This is a genomic window from Nostoc sp. (genome assembly GCF_036917535.1).
GTDB lineage: Bacteria > Cyanobacteriota > Cyanobacteriia > Cyanobacteriales > Nostocaceae > Nostoc.
The window spans coordinates 16304-33408 of record NZ_JBALDA010000009.1 but is presented as its reverse complement, the minus strand read 5'-3'; the positions used below and the strand labels follow the sequence as shown (position 1 = coordinate 33408).

Annotated in this window: 19 protein-coding genes; 9 read left to right on the top strand and 10 right to left on the bottom strand. The window is 41.5% G+C overall.

What is annotated here, in order from left to right:
- Positions 1–4 precede the first annotated feature (4 nt).
- Positions 5–517 (top strand): translation initiation factor IF-3, encoded by a 513-nt coding sequence (infC, locus tag V7K56_RS02380; protein ID WP_334907223.1) that lies wholly within the window; start codon positions 5–7, stop codon positions 515–517.
- Positions 518–676: 159 nt separating this feature from the next.
- Here the strand turns inward: infC and V7K56_RS02375 are convergent, their stop codons facing one another.
- Positions 677–1291, bottom strand: coding sequence for a TetR/AcrR family transcriptional regulator (locus tag V7K56_RS02375; protein WP_334907221.1), 615 nt, complete (start codon positions 1289–1291; stop codon positions 677–679).
- A 408-nt stretch (positions 1292–1699) separates the two neighbouring features.
- Between V7K56_RS02375 and V7K56_RS02370 the strand changes: the two genes are divergently transcribed.
- From V7K56_RS02370 to V7K56_RS02360, 3 genes are all read left to right on the top strand, one after another.
- Positions 1700–3010, top strand: coding sequence for an HlyD family efflux transporter periplasmic adaptor subunit (locus tag V7K56_RS02370; protein WP_334907219.1), 1311 nt, complete (start codon positions 1700–1702; stop codon positions 3008–3010).
- Positions 3007–4182, top strand: coding sequence for an ABC transporter permease DevC (gene devC / locus V7K56_RS02365; protein ID WP_334907217.1), 1176 nt, complete (start codon positions 3007–3009; stop codon positions 4180–4182). The genes V7K56_RS02370 and devC (V7K56_RS02365) overlap by 4 nt, the downstream gene beginning before the upstream one ends.
- A 67-nt stretch (positions 4183–4249) precedes the next feature.
- Positions 4250–4954: a DevA family ABC transporter ATP-binding protein gene (locus V7K56_RS02360; RefSeq protein ID WP_334907215.1), complete on the top strand. Its 705-nt coding sequence runs from the start codon at positions 4250–4252 to the stop codon at positions 4952–4954.
- A gap of 208 nt (positions 4955–5162) precedes the next feature.
- Here the strand turns inward: V7K56_RS02360 and V7K56_RS02355 are convergent, their stop codons facing one another.
- The 9 genes from V7K56_RS02355 to V7K56_RS02315 all read right to left on the bottom strand — a co-directional run bounded on the left by V7K56_RS02355 (position 5163) and on the right by V7K56_RS02315 (position 10885).
- A complete protein-coding gene (locus V7K56_RS02355; protein WP_334907213.1) occupies positions 5163–5555 on the bottom strand; it encodes a hypothetical protein in 393 nt (130 codons plus the stop codon).
- A gap of 98 nt (positions 5556–5653) precedes the next feature.
- Positions 5654–6274: a hypothetical protein gene (locus tag V7K56_RS02350; RefSeq protein WP_334907211.1), complete on the bottom strand. Its 621-nt coding sequence runs from the start codon at positions 6272–6274 to the stop codon at positions 5654–5656.
- 25 nt (positions 6275–6299) lie between these two features.
- Positions 6300–6755, bottom strand: coding sequence for a hypothetical protein (locus V7K56_RS02345; RefSeq protein WP_334907209.1), 456 nt, complete (start codon positions 6753–6755; stop codon positions 6300–6302).
- A protein-coding gene (locus tag V7K56_RS02340; protein ID WP_334907207.1) for an IS1 family transposase occupies positions 6752–7443 on the bottom strand; the annotation gives its coding sequence in 2 pieces (ribosomal slippage) (positions 6752–7119 and positions 7119–7443; 693 coding nt in all). Before V7K56_RS02340 ends, V7K56_RS02345 begins: the two co-directional genes overlap by 4 nt.
- Positions 7444–7470: 27 nt before the next feature.
- Positions 7471–8868, bottom strand: coding sequence for a hypothetical protein (locus tag V7K56_RS02335; protein WP_334907205.1), 1398 nt, complete (start codon positions 8866–8868; stop codon positions 7471–7473).
- 24 nt (positions 8869–8892) lie between these two features.
- Positions 8893–9930, bottom strand: coding sequence for a variant leucine-rich repeat-containing protein (locus V7K56_RS02330; RefSeq protein ID WP_334907203.1), 1038 nt, complete (start codon positions 9928–9930; stop codon positions 8893–8895).
- Positions 9927–10187, bottom strand: a complete 261-nt coding sequence (locus V7K56_RS02325) for a hypothetical protein (RefSeq protein WP_442939902.1) — start codon at positions 10185–10187, stop codon at positions 9927–9929. The genes V7K56_RS02330 and V7K56_RS02325 overlap by 4 nt, the downstream gene beginning before the upstream one ends.
- On the bottom strand, positions 10084–10608 hold the full coding sequence (locus V7K56_RS02320; protein ID WP_334907199.1) for a hypothetical protein: 525 nt from the start codon (positions 10606–10608) through the stop codon (positions 10084–10086). The genes V7K56_RS02325 and V7K56_RS02320 overlap by 104 nt, the downstream gene beginning before the upstream one ends.
- A gap of 127 nt (positions 10609–10735) precedes the next feature.
- Positions 10736–10885: a hypothetical protein gene (locus tag V7K56_RS02315; protein WP_334907197.1), complete on the bottom strand. Its 150-nt coding sequence runs from the start codon at positions 10883–10885 to the stop codon at positions 10736–10738.
- 826 nt (positions 10886–11711) lie between these two features.
- Here V7K56_RS02315 and V7K56_RS02310 point away from each other — a divergent pair.
- The 5 genes from V7K56_RS02310 (at position 11712) to V7K56_RS02290 (ending at position 17041) form a co-directional block, all read left to right on the top strand.
- Complete coding sequence (locus tag V7K56_RS02310) at positions 11712–12908, top strand: ABC exporter membrane fusion protein (protein WP_334907301.1); 1197 nt, start codon at positions 11712–11714, stop codon at positions 12906–12908.
- A gap of 72 nt (positions 12909–12980) precedes the next feature.
- Positions 12981–14153: an ABC transporter permease DevC gene (devC, locus tag V7K56_RS02305; protein WP_334907299.1), complete on the top strand. Its 1173-nt coding sequence runs from the start codon at positions 12981–12983 to the stop codon at positions 14151–14153.
- Between the two features lie 80 nt (positions 14154–14233).
- Positions 14234–14926, top strand: coding sequence for a DevA family ABC transporter ATP-binding protein (locus tag V7K56_RS02300; protein WP_334907297.1), 693 nt, complete (start codon positions 14234–14236; stop codon positions 14924–14926).
- Between the two features lie 518 nt (positions 14927–15444).
- Entirely contained in the window at positions 15445–16380 is a 936-nt protein-coding gene (locus V7K56_RS02295) for a M23 family metallopeptidase (protein ID WP_334907196.1), read from the top strand.
- A 121-nt stretch (positions 16381–16501) separates the two neighbouring features.
- Positions 16502–17041, top strand: a complete 540-nt coding sequence (locus tag V7K56_RS02290; protein WP_190909652.1) for a late competence development ComFB family protein — start codon at positions 16502–16504, stop codon at positions 17039–17041.
- Positions 17042–17105 lie beyond the last annotated feature (64 nt).

Sequence of the window (17105 nt, the reverse complement as noted above, 5' to 3'; positions counted from 1 at the left end):
AGTATTGAACAAATGGGAGAAATTCATTATCGCAATCCAAAAGCAACTGATTAATTCACAAATCAAATCACCTAGCGTCTTCTTGATTGACCATGAGAATAACAATCGTGGTCTGATCGATACCAATGAGGCGTTACAGCTAGCCGAAAGCTTAGAGCTTGACTTAGTTGTAGTCTCCCAAGGTAAAGACGCTCCAATCGCGAAGATTCTCAACTATGGCAAGCTTCAGTATCAAAAGAAAAAACGTCAAAGCCAAAGTTCTAGACCCACGGTAAAGGAAGTTCGATTCGGTCTAAATGTGGGTGTAGCTGATTACAATTTACGCATCGAACAAGCAGGTCAGTGGTTGAGTAAAGGCGATTCTGTCAAGTTTGCCATTCGTTTACGAGGCCGAGAACATCAATATCGTGACAAAGCGGGAGAGATGCTAGACCGAATTGCAAACGATCTCAGTCAAGTAGGTAAAATCCAGTCACTGGATAAACGCGCCCTAGTTATTCAAGTCATTCCTGCCTAGTTATCTGGCGATCGCTAGAGAATGTATTTGTGGCAGCTTGTAAGGAACGAAAAAAGCCAAGGACAGCACTGTAGCTTCTATGGAAAAAACAGTCAACTGTTACTCAAGCTAAATTTGACTTTCCGACCAGACAAGCGCCACGCACCGGGATATAACCAATTAATCAGCACATTTAGCGATTAGGTGTGTCCAGGCATTAATTAGGCGATCGCTTTCCATTGGTACAATGTTCTTGCCATGCATCACATTTTGAGTAAGATGAAAATGCACCAATGCTCCTAAGAGAATTCTCGCTGTTGCCTCTGGGTCAGGTATGTTTAATTCAGGAGCCGCCAAGTATTGAGTGAGAGTTTGGGCTACTGGCTTAATCATCGCTTGAACACAAATTTGAGCTAACTCAGGAAAACGCCCAGATTCCCCAATTAGTACTCGCATAAAAGCACTATGTTCTTTGTCGTTAAGCATTTGCTCTAATGCTTTGGTTGCTATCTGGTGCAGTATGGCAACTGGTTCTCCCTCAATCGGTTCTGTACCAAAAATGGAGCTGTTCTTTTTGCTTGTCAGTTGCTCTAACAGTACTTTAAAAAGTCCTTCTTTATCTTGAAAGTGGCTGTAGACTGTCGCTTTAGAAACACCTGCTGCTACTGCTACCCGATCCATACTTGTACCAGCATAACCATGTTGAAGGAATTCTTGCATTGCCCCTTGCAGAATTTGCTCCACTTTATCAACGGAATTGTCTCGATCCACTTCGTCAGCTTTGATACGTATCATTTATTAATTATCCTTTCTTATAAACAATATTAATAGATGCTGCAAAATGCCCCAGTACAAAATTGCGAAAATAAACATAGGTAGGTCGGCATCAAAATTTGTCGTTGAAATAAGGCAGAAAGGGGGTTTTAGTGTAGTTTATTTTTCTTCACATAGTTTAGTTTAATTGTGCCAACTTATTTACCCTTCGATAAAGCTCAACAGCCTCTTTTATCAGCTTTCCTCTGTTCTACTTTCTTGTAGTAAACAATCAATTCCAATAAAAAATAGCATTCCGCTGCATAATGCCGAGCAAATTGATTAACAAGTTTAGTTATATTATGTTGACTAAACTAGTCCGTTTAGTTTAGCATAAATTGAACTGTACAGTTTAGTACAAGTTGCTACTGGTGGTCAGGGGAAAATAGTATGGAGCAATACAGGAATTCAGAGGGTTTAAGGTCTTCTCAGAATCTTTTGCGATCGCCTCTTCTACTTGCAATGATTGCATCTTTTGCCATAGGTGGGTTCAGTGTTTATACAGTAATGAAGCTTCAGGCTACAGGTAATGAAAAGCAAAAAGCACCAGTAGCAGTTCAGCCTGTGGTAAAAACAGTAACAGCATTGGGGCGGTTGGAACCAAAGGGAGAGGTAATAAAACTGTCAGCACCTTCTTCAATAGGTGAAGGAAATCGGGTAGAGCAACTATTGGTGAAAGAAGGCGATCAGGTCAAAGCTGGGCAGGTAGTTGCGATTATGGACAACCGCGATCGCTTACAAGCGACTTTGGCTGAAGCACAAAAACAAGTTCAAGTTGCCAAATCCCGCCTTAACCAGGTAAAAGCTGGAGCCAAACAGGGAGAAATTGGAGCGCGTCAAGCTACAGTGAATCGTGTACAAGTAGAACTACAAGGAAACATTAAAACTCAGCAAGCTACAATTAATCGTCTAGAAGCAGAACTCCTTGGGCAACAACGCAGCTTGCAAGCAACAGTGGCTCGCGTCGCAGCCGAGAAAGGTAATGCCCAAGCTGACGTGCAGCGCTACGAGACTTTATACAAAGCAGGAGCAATTTCTAGCGAAGAAGTTGATAAAAGACGCCTAAGCGCGGAAACTTCTACTCAAGCCTTAATTGAAAGCCAAGCCACCCAGACAAGAACTGTAGCGACCCTACAACAGCAGCTCAACGAAGCAAAAGCTAACCAAAATCAAACCCTCGCCAGCTTGCAACAGCAGATTAACGAAGCAAAAGCTAACCTAAATCAAACCACTGAAGTTCGTCCCACAGATATAGCAAATGCACAAGCAGAGATAGACAGTGCTCAAGCCACTGTGGAGAAAATTAGAGCAGAACTGGCACAGGCATACGTTCTGGCTCCTAAAGCCGGTCGAATTTTGGAGATTAATACCCGAGCCGGAGAAACTGTTGGCAATGAAGGAATTGTGGCTTTAGGTCAAACCGACCAGATGTATGCAGTAGTAGAAGTCTACCAAAGTGATATCAAGAGAGTGCGTCCGGGACAACCAGTGCTGGTAAGCAGTGATTCTCTCCGCAATGAATTAGAGGGAAGAGTGGATTGGATTGGTATGCAGGTAAAGCGGCAAAATCTGATCAACGCCGATCCTTCTAGCAATATTGATGCCAGAGTAGTGGAAGTGCATGTGCAACTAAATAAACTATCCAGCAAAAATGCTTCTAACTTAACTAATTTACAAGTCAAGGCGGTGATTGAATTGTGATTGGATTTATCCAGCAGCTGCGGCGGCGAACGCCTTTAGGATGGCTGCAACTGAGTCATGAAAAAGGTCGTCTTTTGGTGGCATTGTCAGGTATTGCCTTTGCCGATGTTCTGATGTTCATGCAGCTAGGGTTTCAGACTGCCTTGTTTGAAAGCAACACAATGCTGCATCGGAGTATGCAGGCTGATATGTTTGTCATCAGCCCCCAAGCACGTAACTTAGCATATATGTCTAGCTTTACGCGGCGGCGGCTATATCAAGCAATGGATATACCAGGTGTAAAGTCGGCAGAAGGAATGTATGTCAACATTGTTGATTGGAAAAATCCCCAAACACATCAGAAAACGACAATATTAGTTATGGGGTTCAATCCCGATCAGCAAGTGTTGAACTTAGCGGATGTGAATCGCCAAATAGATGCTATTAAGTTACCAGATACCGTTCTGTTTGATCGCGCTTCTAGAGGATATTACAACGAAGCGATCGCCAAAATTGAACAAGGTAAAACTGTCACAACCGAAATAGAACGACGGACAATTACCGTTAGCGGCTTATTTTCAGTCGGGGCTTCTTTCATAGCCGATGGTACTTTAATCACCAGCGACCAGAACTTTCTGCGACTATTTCCTAGACAAGAAGCGAGCAGTGTCAGTCTAGGTTTGGTGCAGCTGCAACCAGGCTATGACCCAAAACAGATGAAAGCAGCTTTAAAATCTCATTTAGATAATGATGTTAAAGTTTTAACCAAAGCAGAATTTCTCGAATTTGAAATAAATTACTGGAAAACAAATACAGCAATCGGGTTTATCTTCAGCCTGGGTGTAGCAATGGGGTTTTTGGTGGGCGTGATTATCGTCTATCAAGTTCTTTCTACAGATGTGAATTCTCATATCAAAGAATACGCCACTTTCAAAGCAATGGGGTATAACAATCTCTATTTATTAGGTGTGGTGTTTGAAGAGGCGATAATTTTGGCAATTTTAGGCTTTATCCCAGGAGCGATCGCACCTTTAGGACTTTATCATTTAACTCGTAATGCCACCAATTTGCCAGTTTACATGACCGTAGCACGGGCCTTGACGGTATTAACACTGACGATGATCATGTGTGTAATTTCGGGGGCGATCGCTACTCGTAAATTACAGTCTGCTGACCCCGCAGATATGTTTTAAATTTGTCATTTGTCATTGGTCATTGGTCATTTGCAAATGACGAGCATTACTAGTAATTAAGCTATTTATGAATAGTCAAACCGTAATATCTGTGAAAAATCTCGATCACTATTTTGGTCATGGTCAACTCCGCAAGCAAGTTCTCTTTGATATCAACCTGGATATTAACGCCGGCGAAATTATTATTATGACTGGGCCTTCTGGTTCTGGTAAAACTACACTTCTCACTTTAGTCGGCGGCTTGCGTTCTGCCCAATCTGGCAGTTTGCAGATATTAGAACAAGAACTGTGTGGCGCTAACAAAGCACAACTTACCCAAGTACGACGCAATAACGGTTATATTTTCCAAGCTCACAACTTGCACGGTAGCTTAACAGCGCTCCAGAACGTCAGAATGGGTTTGGAAGTGCATAATAATATTTCGGCGGCAGAAATGAAAACCCGGTCAGCCCTAATGTTAGAAGAGGTAGGATTAGGAGACCGCTTGAATTATTATCCTGATGATTTATCTGGGGGACAAAAACAAAGAGTTGCGATCGCTCGTGCTCTAGTTAGTAATCCTAAAATTGTTTTAGCGGATGAACCTACCGCCGCCCTTGACAGTAAATCGGGACGAGATGTGGTCAACTTGATGCAAACACTAGCTAAAGAACAGGATTGTACTATTCTCTTAGTTACTCATGACAACCGCATTCTAGATATTGCTGATCGCATCGTTTATATGGAAGATGGCAAGTTAGTAAATGACCGTGCTGTTGTTGCAGCATCTTAAGCAGATCGCAAATCAAATAGGATTGCTATAGGAATTTTGTCGGGGCAATGCTTAAAAGCAAGTTCTATGTTGCTAAGATTAACAAAACCTTCAGAAATCATTAAATTCCAAATGTTAAATTAACCTTGGCTTGCGGTTTTCCAAAGAATCAATCCGAGCAGAGTATTTCTAATGTACTCAGCAGTTTTTGTATTTCGGATTGTATAAGTTATTTTGCTGAAGTGTCTGATTTAAAATTAGGGATTATACACAAATTCACTTTAAAACATTCCAGGTCTTGCAAACTCTTACTCAGTATTTGAGATAATCTTTCTATTTTATTTAACCAAGCAATTTTCTCAGTTGAATTTAACGCAAAATCATTAAATTTATTTACATATTCCATTGCCTGCCAGTTCTTAATTGTAACATCGCTATCTGTAAGTTTTAACCAGCCTTGAAAACGGCTAAGATTCAGTATATTAAATTCACCATTTTGGGATACCTCCCAAACAAATGGAGAAATATATCCACCATCTTCATGTCCAGGTAAATTAAAGCCTGATTTAGGTTCAATAATAACTTGTAGTGTTGCTAGAATTTGCTCTGTTTTTGTTTGCATGGTGTAATAGGTATAATTTATTTTTTTGTTGACAAATACTTTCGTACATCAGGAGTATACTTTCCTTTTGCACCTATTCCCTATATTAAATGAATGATTTAGAAAGATGCTTGTAGTAAAGCTGATTGAAATGGTTGCAACAGAATGCCAAGAATTTTATCAACATCATTGATGTAGTATTCAACTATATCAATGTATGTTGTTAGTCCTTCAAACATTAAAAACCGCCAGTTTGTTCCACTAGTGACAACTCCATAGATTGTCTTAACTTCTTGTTGAGTATTTTGATTGAATAATTGGGCAGCTACCATAGTGGCAATACATTGTCCTAAACCACCTTTGATATTTTCATTTTTCGCCTTAACAATTGTCAGGACAGGCGCTTTAATATAAAACTGTTCTTCAGAACCAGAGAGAATGAAATCACAAAATCCATTCAATCCTTTACTACTATCTACATCAAAATCTGTTCCAGAAAACAGTGATATTTGATAATTTAACTGCCGCCTAACTTCCGTTAAAACTGGCATAATTAGTAATTCTGAACGGGCTTTTTCAGTGTTGATGGCAGTTGCTAGTTGAGTATATTCTTCTAAGAGCGTTATTAAGGTGGCTGAAGGTTGAATAGGCAACACTTCTTTAAACAGATTGCGCTTTTCATCAATTACAAGCTGAAAAGTCTCTCGAACTTTGGCAAGTGTGAAATCACTGTATGCCATCTGCAACATCCTCAATTATTCACAACTAAACTCTAGCGGCTGCGCGGACAATTCGGTTGCTATCTTGAGCAAGTTGCTGGCGTAAAACGCTTGGAGTCCCAGAATTATCAGCAACGGCGTAGCGTTCCAGCCAGGATGCAGACTGCGCTCCTTGAGTTAGCACTTCATAGGGAGTTAGCGGGTGTAGGAGTGTCACAAACCGCACAAAGGCATTTTCTGAACTTGCGTATTCTGCAAGTATGCTTACTAAATCATCAGTGCTGGGGTTGTAGAGGCGGTTGAGTCCGCGCAACGTGGGACTGGTTTGGCGGGTGGTGGGTTGTAAAATCAAATCGCGGAGGCTTTCGCGGATGGGTGCAGGGGTGTTGGGATTTTGAGCAACTGCACGACGGACTTCGACTTTTTCATCATTTGCCAGTTGTGCCAAGATTGTTTCAGGTAGGTTAGAATTGCGGCGTTGCATAATAGCGGTATGAATCATTGAGGAATTGGAACATCCCAAAATTTCAGATAGTAAAGTAATAATCGAACCGAGTATCTCAGCATTTGTGCTGACTTTGAATAACATAGCGTCTTGCGATGTAATCGAGCTAGATAGTGACGCAAGCGCGTATTTTCCCCCTCAACCCGCGTCATATAAGTCTTGCTCACAATTTGGTCGCCCTCTGGAATAAAGCTAGGATAGACCAACCATCCATCTGTAACATAGAAATAGCACTGCCAAGTACTGACGATATCCCATAAGGGTTTGAAAGTTTCGCTGCTATGATCGCCCAAAACCCACGCTAAAATACCTTGTGTGAAGTGGTTCACTGCTGTCCAAAGCCAAATTTTGTTTTTTTTGAGCCGACGAACGTTTCTAATTCATCGAGTTCACCAACTTCTGGTATTGCCTGTGGATGGTAGGCATCAGGCAGCAGTTCGCCCATAAGTTTTACCCAAGTAATCAATGTCGTGTGATGCACACCTTTGACCCGTTCGATGCCACGAAATCCCATGCCATTGAGGTACATTTTCAGGCATTCTCGTTTCACTTGATCACTGTATCCTTGAGGTGGTTCATAGCGATCAATGAATTGGCGAGCGCAATCACAGCAAATGTGATTCTGTTTACCTCTTTTCTTTCCGTTTTTACGGATATGAGACGACCCACAACGCGGACATTCCATCTAGTTTCACCTCAATTCATACCGCCATTATGCAACGCCAGAATTGCTAGCCGCAGCAGTGCGTACACTGGAGTTTTCATCACCTGCAAGGAGTTGTAAAATAGTAATTGGTGTATTGCGGTTAGTCGCTACTTTGGTTTGCACCTCTACTTGTTCATCCTGCGCCAGTAATTCCAAAACGCTTACAGGTGCGTTAATTGTAGCAGCAACAGCTTCACGTACGGATATTACCGCATCTTCCGCTAACTGCAACCACAACGCCTCTGTCAAATTGGGATGTCGAACTAAATAAACCCGCACTTCTACACAAGGGTCTTGGACAAGAATGCTCAGTAGTTGTGGTGTTAAGCTGGGGTTGTATGCAAGCGATCGCACTATATTATCATCGGTTGTCGGCGGAAGAATCGAGTGGTGATCGGGTGTTGTACCAATAAATTCTCTTCTTGCTAAAATCTCCAATGCTTCTATAGGTGTGCGAGGATTACCAGCTATTGATTGCAGCACATCATTATGATTGCCAGGAAATGCACTTTTCAGGATATCCACTGTTTGATTTGGCGTATTTCCTGAGTTTTGGGTACTCAGAACAATTTCAGCAAGTGTGCGAGGCGGTGTGTTGGGATTGCGAACAACTTCCAAACGAGTTGTAAAATCTGGGTAACTAGCTAGCACTTCTAAAGTTTCAGGAAATGTATTAGCATTACTGGCGACAGCACGAACTGTAGCTACATAAGAGTCTCTAGCTAACTGTCTTAAAACGGTGGCTGGTGTATTAGGGTGAGATGCGACTCGATAACGCACTGAACTATCGGTGTGACTTGCTAACTGTGACAAAGTTTCAGCAGGCATTTGTGAACCTGTGACAGGATGTTTAATAAAATCAGCGAGATTTTTACCATTCATGCTTTTAACCGCTTGAGCAAGCACAATTCCTGGTGTATTAAGATTGCGTTGATTTACAAGATTTTCTTCTAAGCCCAAGCGAGTGAGAATTGTCACAGGAGTATTGGGGTTAGCAGTCAGTTTCGTTTTGACTTCACGGCTGGTATCGTTGGCTAACCGCATCAATATTTCAACAGATGAATCGGGATGTTCTGCAACTCTAGCTCGGATTCGTTCAGATTCGTCTTGTGCTAATATTTCTAATAGTTGAATAGGTGTAGGTGTTTTCTTATGATATGCTTTGTAAGTAAGAGTTGAGCGTACATTAACACTTTTATCTCGTGCCAATTCTAGCAAGTTATTGAAGGGTAAATTGGGATTGTGCGAGACAGCTTGCCGCAAGTTTTTATCTGCGTCTTTTGCTAATTGTTGCAATATATTAATGGGGGTTTTATTGCTACCTGCTGCAATCATACGAGCTTTTTGATCGCCTTTTTCTAGAACCTGTCCCAAAGCATAAGGACTATCAGTGCGACGCGCCATTAATTGATTAGCGTTGGCGGTTTCTTAAGCTTCTTCTTTACCTAATAATAATCGATAACGTTCCAAAACAGGTAAATTGGGATTAGCAATAACTATGTCAAATATAGTTTCATTACTATAAACCGTTTTTTCAACTTCTTCATGTATAAACCGTATTAATAAATCAGGAGGAGTCTTGGGATTTTCCGCCAATCTTCTCCATAAATACTCTTTGCGTTCATCTGCAATTCGTCTGAGAAGATATTCAGGTGTAGCCGGATTTTTGGCTAATTTATCGCGTAAGTCGTTGCTTGTCGCAATCAGTTGTTGTAAATATTCATTACGCTCTGCTTCAGGTACACTTGGATTAAGAGCTAGTGCCATACGAAGGTCAGTATCCTCTAAGTAGCGGCCAAATTCGTCAGGACTTTTTTGACATTGTTGCCACAATCGCTTTCGTAAAATTGCTGGTGTAGATGGATTACCTAATAATGCTGCTACAACTTCTAAATTGCTGCGAGCGCTGTTGTAAGAGCTATTTAATAAATGCAACAGTCCGTCTAGCATTTGATAATTTGCTGCTAATCTAGCATCACTAGGCACTGATTTTTTTTCTGGGCGATCGCGTCTTTCTGCTGTAAATTTACCTTCCCATTTGATTGATGATTTTTGGCTAGCTAAGTATGCGAGTGTTTGTTGTTCTGATTCATTAAGAGCGTCGATTAAATCATCCCATTCTTTTAAGATAGAATTGCGAAATTCTTCACCCTGTTGCAGCCAAAAAATAATTAATTCTGGTGACTGATGATTATCGATAAATGTTTTGATAAGATTAAGCAGCGATGGTGTTGCATCAGGGGCAATTTGGTGCAACATTTCCATTATGGTATTGAGCGAAGATGATACACCCGCCAGCTTGTCTAAAATTGCGATAGGAGTTTGTGGATTGCTTGCAAGTCGAAGCCGAATATCTATCTCTGAGCCTACTGCTAATTGTTGTAATAGCATATCTCGCAAGGCTTCAGGTGTTTGGGAATTTTGAGCAACGGCTAGCTGTATATATGGATTAGGATATTGTGTCAAATGTTGTAAAATTTCCCTCCGTTAAAAAACCTCTCTAAAATACTAGTTGGTAAATTTTTCTTTCTTTCCAAAAGTTCCTGCTGAGTTGGAAATAATTGATGCAATATCTCCTCAGTTGCATTCCCATGTTCTGCCACAGCTGCTTGTATCGCTTTATCTTGATTTTCTGCTAGCACAGCCAAAACATCTGCCGGTGTTTCTGGATTCTTTGCTACCGCTAACTGAATTTTGTACACCGCATCCCCAGCCAACTGCATCAGCGTCTCTGCTGTTGCTGAGGGATTTTGCGCCACAGCCAACCTGATCCGCCCAGCGACTCTGCCCCAGCATTGCTAATTGTTCGCTATCAGTGTTCCAGTCAAATGCAAGGGCATACTGTCCTTCCACTAGTTCAATTAATGATGGTGGACAACTAGGATTAAATTTCACCGCCAACTGCACTGGTAATTCTAAATCACCCGCTAACTGTTCCAATATTGTTGACGGCGTTTCTGGCGACTCTGCTACCTGTAACCTTGCTTCTAGGCTTGGTTCCTGTGAGAGTCGTTGTAATAATTGCAACCGATAACGCAAGGGCATTTGGGAATTTCCCAACCCTTGAATTAGTCTCTCGGCTGGAACCCATTCACTGAAAAAGCAAGGAGGTACAGGCCCGATTTTGAGTAATTCTACAGCCAATCAGTCGTTTTGCCCTAGCTGACGCTGTTGCAGGATTTCATCAACTACTTGCTGCCAGTTGTCTGTTATTTCTCCTGCCAAATTTACGTGTAAGCTTGCTGCTTCTGCTACTTGTGCATCAGGACTATTAACTAGATAGAATCTTTAAAAGACTTTGCGGTGTCTGGTGGAAACTAGCAACAGCTAATTGCAACGCTACTGATTGTTGCAATAACTCCTCTGGTGCTGACAAAAATGTTTGCAAATCCGATCCGCTAACTGGCTGAAGAGGTTGCATGGCTGTACAATTGTTGATAGTATTTTTGTACTATAAAAGATATACGTCAAAACTATTGTGAAAGTTTTGTATCGCTATCTTTATAATTCCCAATAGCAAACATAATTAATACAGCAATCCTATTTGATTTGTGAGAATTGCAAGCTACAGGTGTCCCAATCCGGTTTGGTTAACGTTTTAATTTTGGAATTGGATTATAGCAGTTCTTGATCTTTATAAGGTAAAAGAACCTCCTCGCAAGCAAAGAGGGGAATATGATGTACCTAACATGATTAGGAAAAGCTATTATCATCAAAATTTGATATACAGCAGATTGCAAGTAAATGAGGTACAAAATCCAGGACTGATTTATCAGATATAAAGATTTTCTACCTCTTCCCTCCTGCCTCCTGCCTCCTGCCTCCTGCCTCCTGCCTTCTGCCTCCAAACCCGTAACGAAAGTACTTCATGCAAATGAAAACTGCTGTAAATTTCCACTGCTCGTAATCACACTAAACATTTTTTGTTATTTACTTAATTTGATTATGATTGTTGGCGCTGTTACAACCCGGAATTTTAAAACCGTTTACTATACCTGAGTACTTTCATCAAACAAAAGTAGTTTGCTAAAAACATAAACCTCTAATTTGGTAGAGATATTCGTTGTTATCCTAACCAGCTAAATCACTTTATCTAAGTAAAATCTCAACAAATTCCAAATTATTTTATGGACTTGGAAGTGATAAATCAACAATAACTGACTCAAGAAGTAGGAATTAACAAACAAGTAAGGATAAAAGTTTAATCTGTTCTTTTTTCTGCGCCACTAGTTAAGAGGTAATCTATGGTGCGAAACTCAAAGCTAGGGTACAGAATGTTCCCTAAGTCTATTCTGCGTCCATCCGTTGTTATAGGTATAACTATATCTTTATTGGTTGGCGGCATAAGTTTTTATATAGTAAAACGTGGGCAAAATTATGCCAATCAAGAGGCACAAGTACCAGCAACACAATTGCCACAGTTAAAAACAGTAACAGCTTTAGGGCGACTCGAACCACAGGGAAAGGTAATTAAACTTTCTGCTGCGGTGTCTGCGGAAGGAAGTCGGGTAGAAAAGTTGTTGGTAAAGGAGGGGGATAGGGTAAAGGCAGGACAGACGATCGCAATTTTGAACAGCCGCGATCGCTTACAAGCGGCATTTAAAGAGGCACAGGAACAGGTAAAAGTAGCCCAGGCAAATCTAAACCGCATCCAAGCAGGTGCTAAACAGGGTGAAATTGCCGCCCAAAAAGCTGCGATCGCTCGTCTAGAAGCCGAACGCCAAGGTGATATTAATGCCCAAGCCGCGACAATTGAGCGATTTCAAGCAGAAGTGCGTAACGCCCAAGCAGAAGACGAACGCTATCAGCAACTATATCAACAAGGCGCAATTTCCGCCTCCCAACGGGATAGCAAGCGTTTAAACTTGGAAACCGCCCAAAAAAGCTTGCAAGAAGCCCAAGCACAGTTAAATCGTACCCAATCAACCGGTCAGCAACAAGTTAAACAAGCCACAGCAACACTTGATGAAATCGCCGAAGTGCGTGGAGTGGATGTAGTAGCTGCTAAAGCAGAAGTTAATCGTGCCCTAGCAGCGATGAATCTGGCAAAAGTCAATCTCGAACAGGCTGTAGTGCGATCGCCCCAAAATGGACAGGTATTTGAGATCCATACCCATCCTGGGGAATTGGTATCAAATGATGGTATTGCAGATATTGGACAAACCAGCCAGATGTATGTTATCGCCGAAGTCTACGAAAGCGATATCGGCAAAGTGCATTCAGGGCAGCAAGTGCAAGTACTTGGTGATTCTCTCCCAATTGAATTGCAGGGAATTGTAGATCGCAAAGGCTTGCAAGTGCGACGGCAGAATGTCATTAACACAGATCCCGTCAGCAATATTGACAACAGAGTAGTAGAAGTTCACATCCGATTAAATGAAACTTCCAGCCAAAAAGCAGCCACCTTAACCAATATGCAAGTTAAAGCAGTAATTGAATTGTGAAATTTGTCATTTGTCATTGGTTATTAATTTTTCTCCCTTGTCCCCTCATCCCCCCACTCCCCACTTCTTATGATGGGATTGCTCAAACAACTGCAACGGCGAACTCCTCTAGGATGGCTGCAACTGAATCATGAAAAAAGCCGTCTTTTAGTGGCATTATCAGGCATTGCCTTTGCGGATCTTCTAATGTTCATGCAGCTAGGTTTTCAGACTGCGCTGTATGACAGTAACACTAGACTACATCGCAGTTTGCAAGCAGACATTGTTTTAACCAGTCCCCAAGCCCGTAACTTAGCAAGCTTGTCTATATTTTCTCGGCGGCGACTTTACCAAGCAATGGATATACCAGGAGTGAAGTCAGCCCAAGCAATGTATTTTAACAACACAATTTGGAAGAATCCCCAAACACATCGTGAAACAGGGGTGTTAGTTATCGGTTTTAACCCAGACAAACCAGCTTTTGACTTACCAGATGTTAACCAGCAATTACAAGCGATCAAAATACCGGATACCGTGTTGTTTGATCGTGGTGCAAGAGGAGATTATCAAAAAGCGATCGCTCAAATTGAACAAGGTAAAACCCTGACTACCGAAATAGAACGGCGCACAATTACCATTAGTGGCTTATTCCAAGTCGGGGCTTCCTTTGGCTTTGATGGCAACCTGATTACCAGCGATCAAAATTTTTTGCGGCTATTTTCTGGGCGACAGTCCAGCAGTGTCAGTCTAGGTTTGATTCTTCTAAAACCAGGTTATGAACCGAAAAAAGTAGCAGCAATGCTCAAAGCCTACCTTAAAGATGATGTCAGAGTATTAACCCACGCCGAATTTATTGAATTTGAAAATAACTTTTGGAGAACAAATTCCCCAATTGGGTTTATTTTCAGTCTAGGTGTATCAATGGGGTTTGTAGTGGGCGTGATCATCGTCTATCAAGTACTTTCTAACGATGTTAATGCCCACGTTCGAGAATACGCCACCTTCAAAGCAATGGGATATCGCAATTACTACTTGCTAAGTGTGGTGCTTGAAGAATCGTTGATTTTAGCAGCACTGGGCTTCTTCCCTGGATTAGGAGTGTCCTTAGCGCTTTATCAACTGACTCGTAGTGCGACAAATTTGCCCATGTACATGACTGCGATTCGGGCATTGCAGGTGTTAGTACTGACAGTCATTATGTGTACAATTTCCGGTGCGATCGCCACTCGCAAACTCCATGCCACCGATCCCGCTGATATGTTTTAAAAAATGGACATGGGACATAGGGCATGGAAATACTTAACAATGCCCAATGCCCAATGCTCAATGCCCAATCCAATCAAAATATGTTTCCCATCATTTCTATCCAGAATCTCGACCACTACTTTGGTCACGGCTCACTCCGCAAGCAAGTTTTATGTAATATCAACTTAGAGATTAACGCTGGTGAAATTATTATCATGACTGGGCCCTCTGCTTCTGGAAAGACTACCTTGTTGACCTTAGTCGGTGGGTTGCGTTCTGCCCAATCTGGTAGTTTGCAAGTGTTGGGACGAGAACTTTGTGGTGCTAGTGCTGAAGAATTGGTGCAAGCACGACGCCATAACGGTTATATTTTCCAAGGACATAACTTGCATGGTAGTTTAACAGCACTCCAAAACGTCAAAATGGCTTTAGAATTGCACAAACATCTTGGGTTAAAAAAAATGCAAGCTAGGTCAGCCCAGATGTTAGAGCAGGTAGGATTAGGAAATCATTTGTATTACTATCCCGATCAACTGTCTGGGGGACAAAAACAAAGAGTTGCGATCGCTCGTGCTTTAGTCAGTCATCCTCAAATAATCCTCGCAGATGAACCCACCGCCGCCCTTGACAGTCAATCAGGACGAGATGTAGTCAATCTCATGCAAAAACTGGCAAAAGAACAAGGCTGTACCATTTTGATGGTTACTCATGACAACCGCATTTTAGACATTGCCGATCGCATCGTTCAGATGGAAGATGGCAAACTCAAGTCAAAAGTAATACTATCAGCCTAAAGTTGATTAGCGTATTCCATATTCAGAGTTGATTTATAAAGTAAATCTGAAGTGAGGCGAGGCTAACTCCTATTTCTGCTTTACTATCATTGTTTTTTGCTAATTTAAGCGCTATTATGAGCAAATTTTCAAATATTTAGTTGTATATATAATTTAATTTATCCTTACTGACTTACTTAACATAGTTTAAGTAATTTCCACATACCGCTTTCAACCGAACAATGTGATATTAGTGTCCAGTTGAAAAAGTGTCCAGTTGATTCCAAGATTTCCTTCAAGTACTATTTATGTAATAACAGTTAAAATTTATGCTCATTACCAATGTCATACACCTTGGTTATTAGAGTTAAGACCAATTTCCTAAAATTACAGATAAAATGATTCGCCCTTGCAATCCATAAGTACCTGAAGAATTTCCAAAAATTTATGGTTGTCAGCAACATTGGCTTTAAGCAGGAAACACTAGCAATAATAAGCTAATCTATTTTCCAATACAAGCAAGGGTTTTTTATAATTCTATGATTATTGAGAATAGCGCTATTAGTTCAAACAAAAAGTTGCTCGGTTTTGATGTCAAAACTTTGACAGCCAATTGCCGTGCAATAGATATGTTAAAGGGAATATTTGCTGTTCTCCCGATCGCCTTGGCATTGCCTGTAGATGCTTTGCAAGTAAAGGTGATCCCAACTAATCCTAAATTAGGGGATACACTCTCGGTAGTGATTAATCTAGATAATCCAGAGAATCGTACAAATCCAAGAGTAGCCAGTGGTAAAAATACATACCCATCTTTTGAAATTGCACCTAATCAGTATCGGGCTTTTGTTCCCACAACTCCACTAGAAAAAGCTGGAACTAGAACACTTCGGGTTGCAGGGGATGGTCAAGTGCGAAACTTGGCCGTGAATGTGCTTAATCGTAAATTCCCCGTACAACGCATTACTTTGCCACCTGGCAAAGCTGGAGTGGATGCCACAGAGTATGAACTGAAGCGTGTGGCGGCTTTTAAGGCGCTACAAACACCATCCAAGTATTGGAATGGAGTATTCCTGAAGCCAAATGCAGGGCGGATGAGTACAAACTATGGTGTACGTCGCTACTATAATGGTACATTTGCAAAAGACTACTATCATCGTGGTCTTGACTACGCTGGTGCTGCCGGTTCACCGGTAATTGCTCCAGCCGCTGGGCGAGTTGCTTTGGTAGGTAGGGTATCCCAAGGGTTTCGGATACACGGTAACGTAGTTGGCATCGATCACGGTCAAGGAGTAACCAGTATTTTCATGCACCTGAGTCGTATTAACGTTAAAGAAGGTGATTTTGTGAAAGCTGGTCAACTAATTGGTGCAGTAGGTTCAACAGGTGCTGCCACGGGACCACATTTACACTGGGGTCTGTATGTCAACGGACAATCTGTTGATCCAACACCTTGGCGAACTAAGGTCATTAACTAGTAGAGGCAGAATCGATCTTGTCTTTGCATAATTTGTGTATTTTTTGCTGAGAATTAGGCAAAATAAATTGGATTGATACCGTCCCTACCTTGCTTGCCCAACATAAGTGATGATAAGTGTTATGAGTATCGAAAAAATTGTAGAACAAGCTCTCCAGGATGGTTATTTGACACCAGCAATGGAAGCAGAAGTCGGTAGAATCTGTGATAACGCCTCGGAACTCTCAATTGAAGAGTATATGGCGTTGGATCGGCTGATGGGTGCGCTATTGACTGGTGAGGTAGTGGCGGTACCTCGCAAACAATTCATTAACGTTATGGAAGAATTGGTACTGACAGAAGCGATCGCCCGAGTTGCAGAAATTGAAGCCACCAGCGAAAGTTCTCTAGATGTTGGGGATATTGCTGCTTACGCTCTTAACCGCCTACCACCTTTGTATGCTACTACAGAAGAAGGTGCTAACTTCCAGCGCCAAACAGCTCAGGCACAACTGCAAGACTTAATTTCTCAACAAATAAGTGAGGCAATTAACCGTTACCTCGATCGACCCAATTTCTTCCCAGAACGGCAAGCCTTGGGCAAAAACACTGGCAATGAGGTTGTACGCCAAGTTAGTGCTTTACTCCAAACATACGCACCTAATTTTGAGCAAAAATTATAATTTTAAGAGTCATTGTCATTAGTCATTGGTCATTTGTTTTAGACAAAGGACAAAGGACTAATGA

Excerpts from the sequence above, each read along its gene's own strand:
- V7K56_RS02375 (WP_334907221.1), bottom strand. The coding sequence starts at position 1,291 with ATGATACGTATCAAAGCTGACGAAGTGGATCGAGACAATTCCGTTGAT.
- V7K56_RS02370 (WP_334907219.1), top strand. The coding sequence starts at position 1,700 with ATGGAGCAATACAGGAATTCAGAGGGTTTAAGGTCTTCTCAGAATCTT.
- V7K56_RS02360 (WP_334907215.1), top strand. The coding sequence starts at position 4,250 with ATGAATAGTCAAACCGTAATATCTGTGAAAAATCTCGATCACTATTTT.
- V7K56_RS02355 (WP_334907213.1), bottom strand. The coding sequence starts at position 5,555 with ATGCAAACAAAAACAGAGCAAATTCTAGCAACACTACAAGTTATTATT.
- V7K56_RS02350 (WP_334907211.1), bottom strand. The coding sequence starts at position 6,274 with ATGGCATACAGTGATTTCACACTTGCCAAAGTTCGAGAGACTTTTCAG.
- V7K56_RS02345 (WP_334907209.1), bottom strand. The coding sequence starts at position 6,755 with ATGATTCATACCGCTATTATGCAACGCCGCAATTCTAACCTACCTGAA.
- V7K56_RS02335 (WP_334907205.1), bottom strand. The coding sequence starts at position 8,868 with ATGGCGCGTCGCACTGATAGTCCTTATGCTTTGGGACAGGTTCTAGAA.
- V7K56_RS02325 (WP_442939902.1), bottom strand. The coding sequence starts at position 10,187 with ATGCAGTTGGCTGGGGATGCGGTGTACAAAATTCAGTTAGCGGTAGCA.
- V7K56_RS02315 (WP_334907197.1), bottom strand. The coding sequence starts at position 10,885 with ATGCAACCTCTTCAGCCAGTTAGCGGATCGGATTTGCAAACATTTTTG.
- devC (WP_334907299.1), top strand. The coding sequence starts at position 12,981 with ATGGGATTGCTCAAACAACTGCAACGGCGAACTCCTCTAGGATGGCTG.
- V7K56_RS02300 (WP_334907297.1), top strand. The coding sequence starts at position 14,234 with ATGTTTCCCATCATTTCTATCCAGAATCTCGACCACTACTTTGGTCAC.
- V7K56_RS02295 (WP_334907196.1), top strand. The coding sequence starts at position 15,445 with ATGATTATTGAGAATAGCGCTATTAGTTCAAACAAAAAGTTGCTCGGT.
- V7K56_RS02290 (WP_190909652.1), top strand. The coding sequence starts at position 16,502 with ATGAGTATCGAAAAAATTGTAGAACAAGCTCTCCAGGATGGTTATTTG.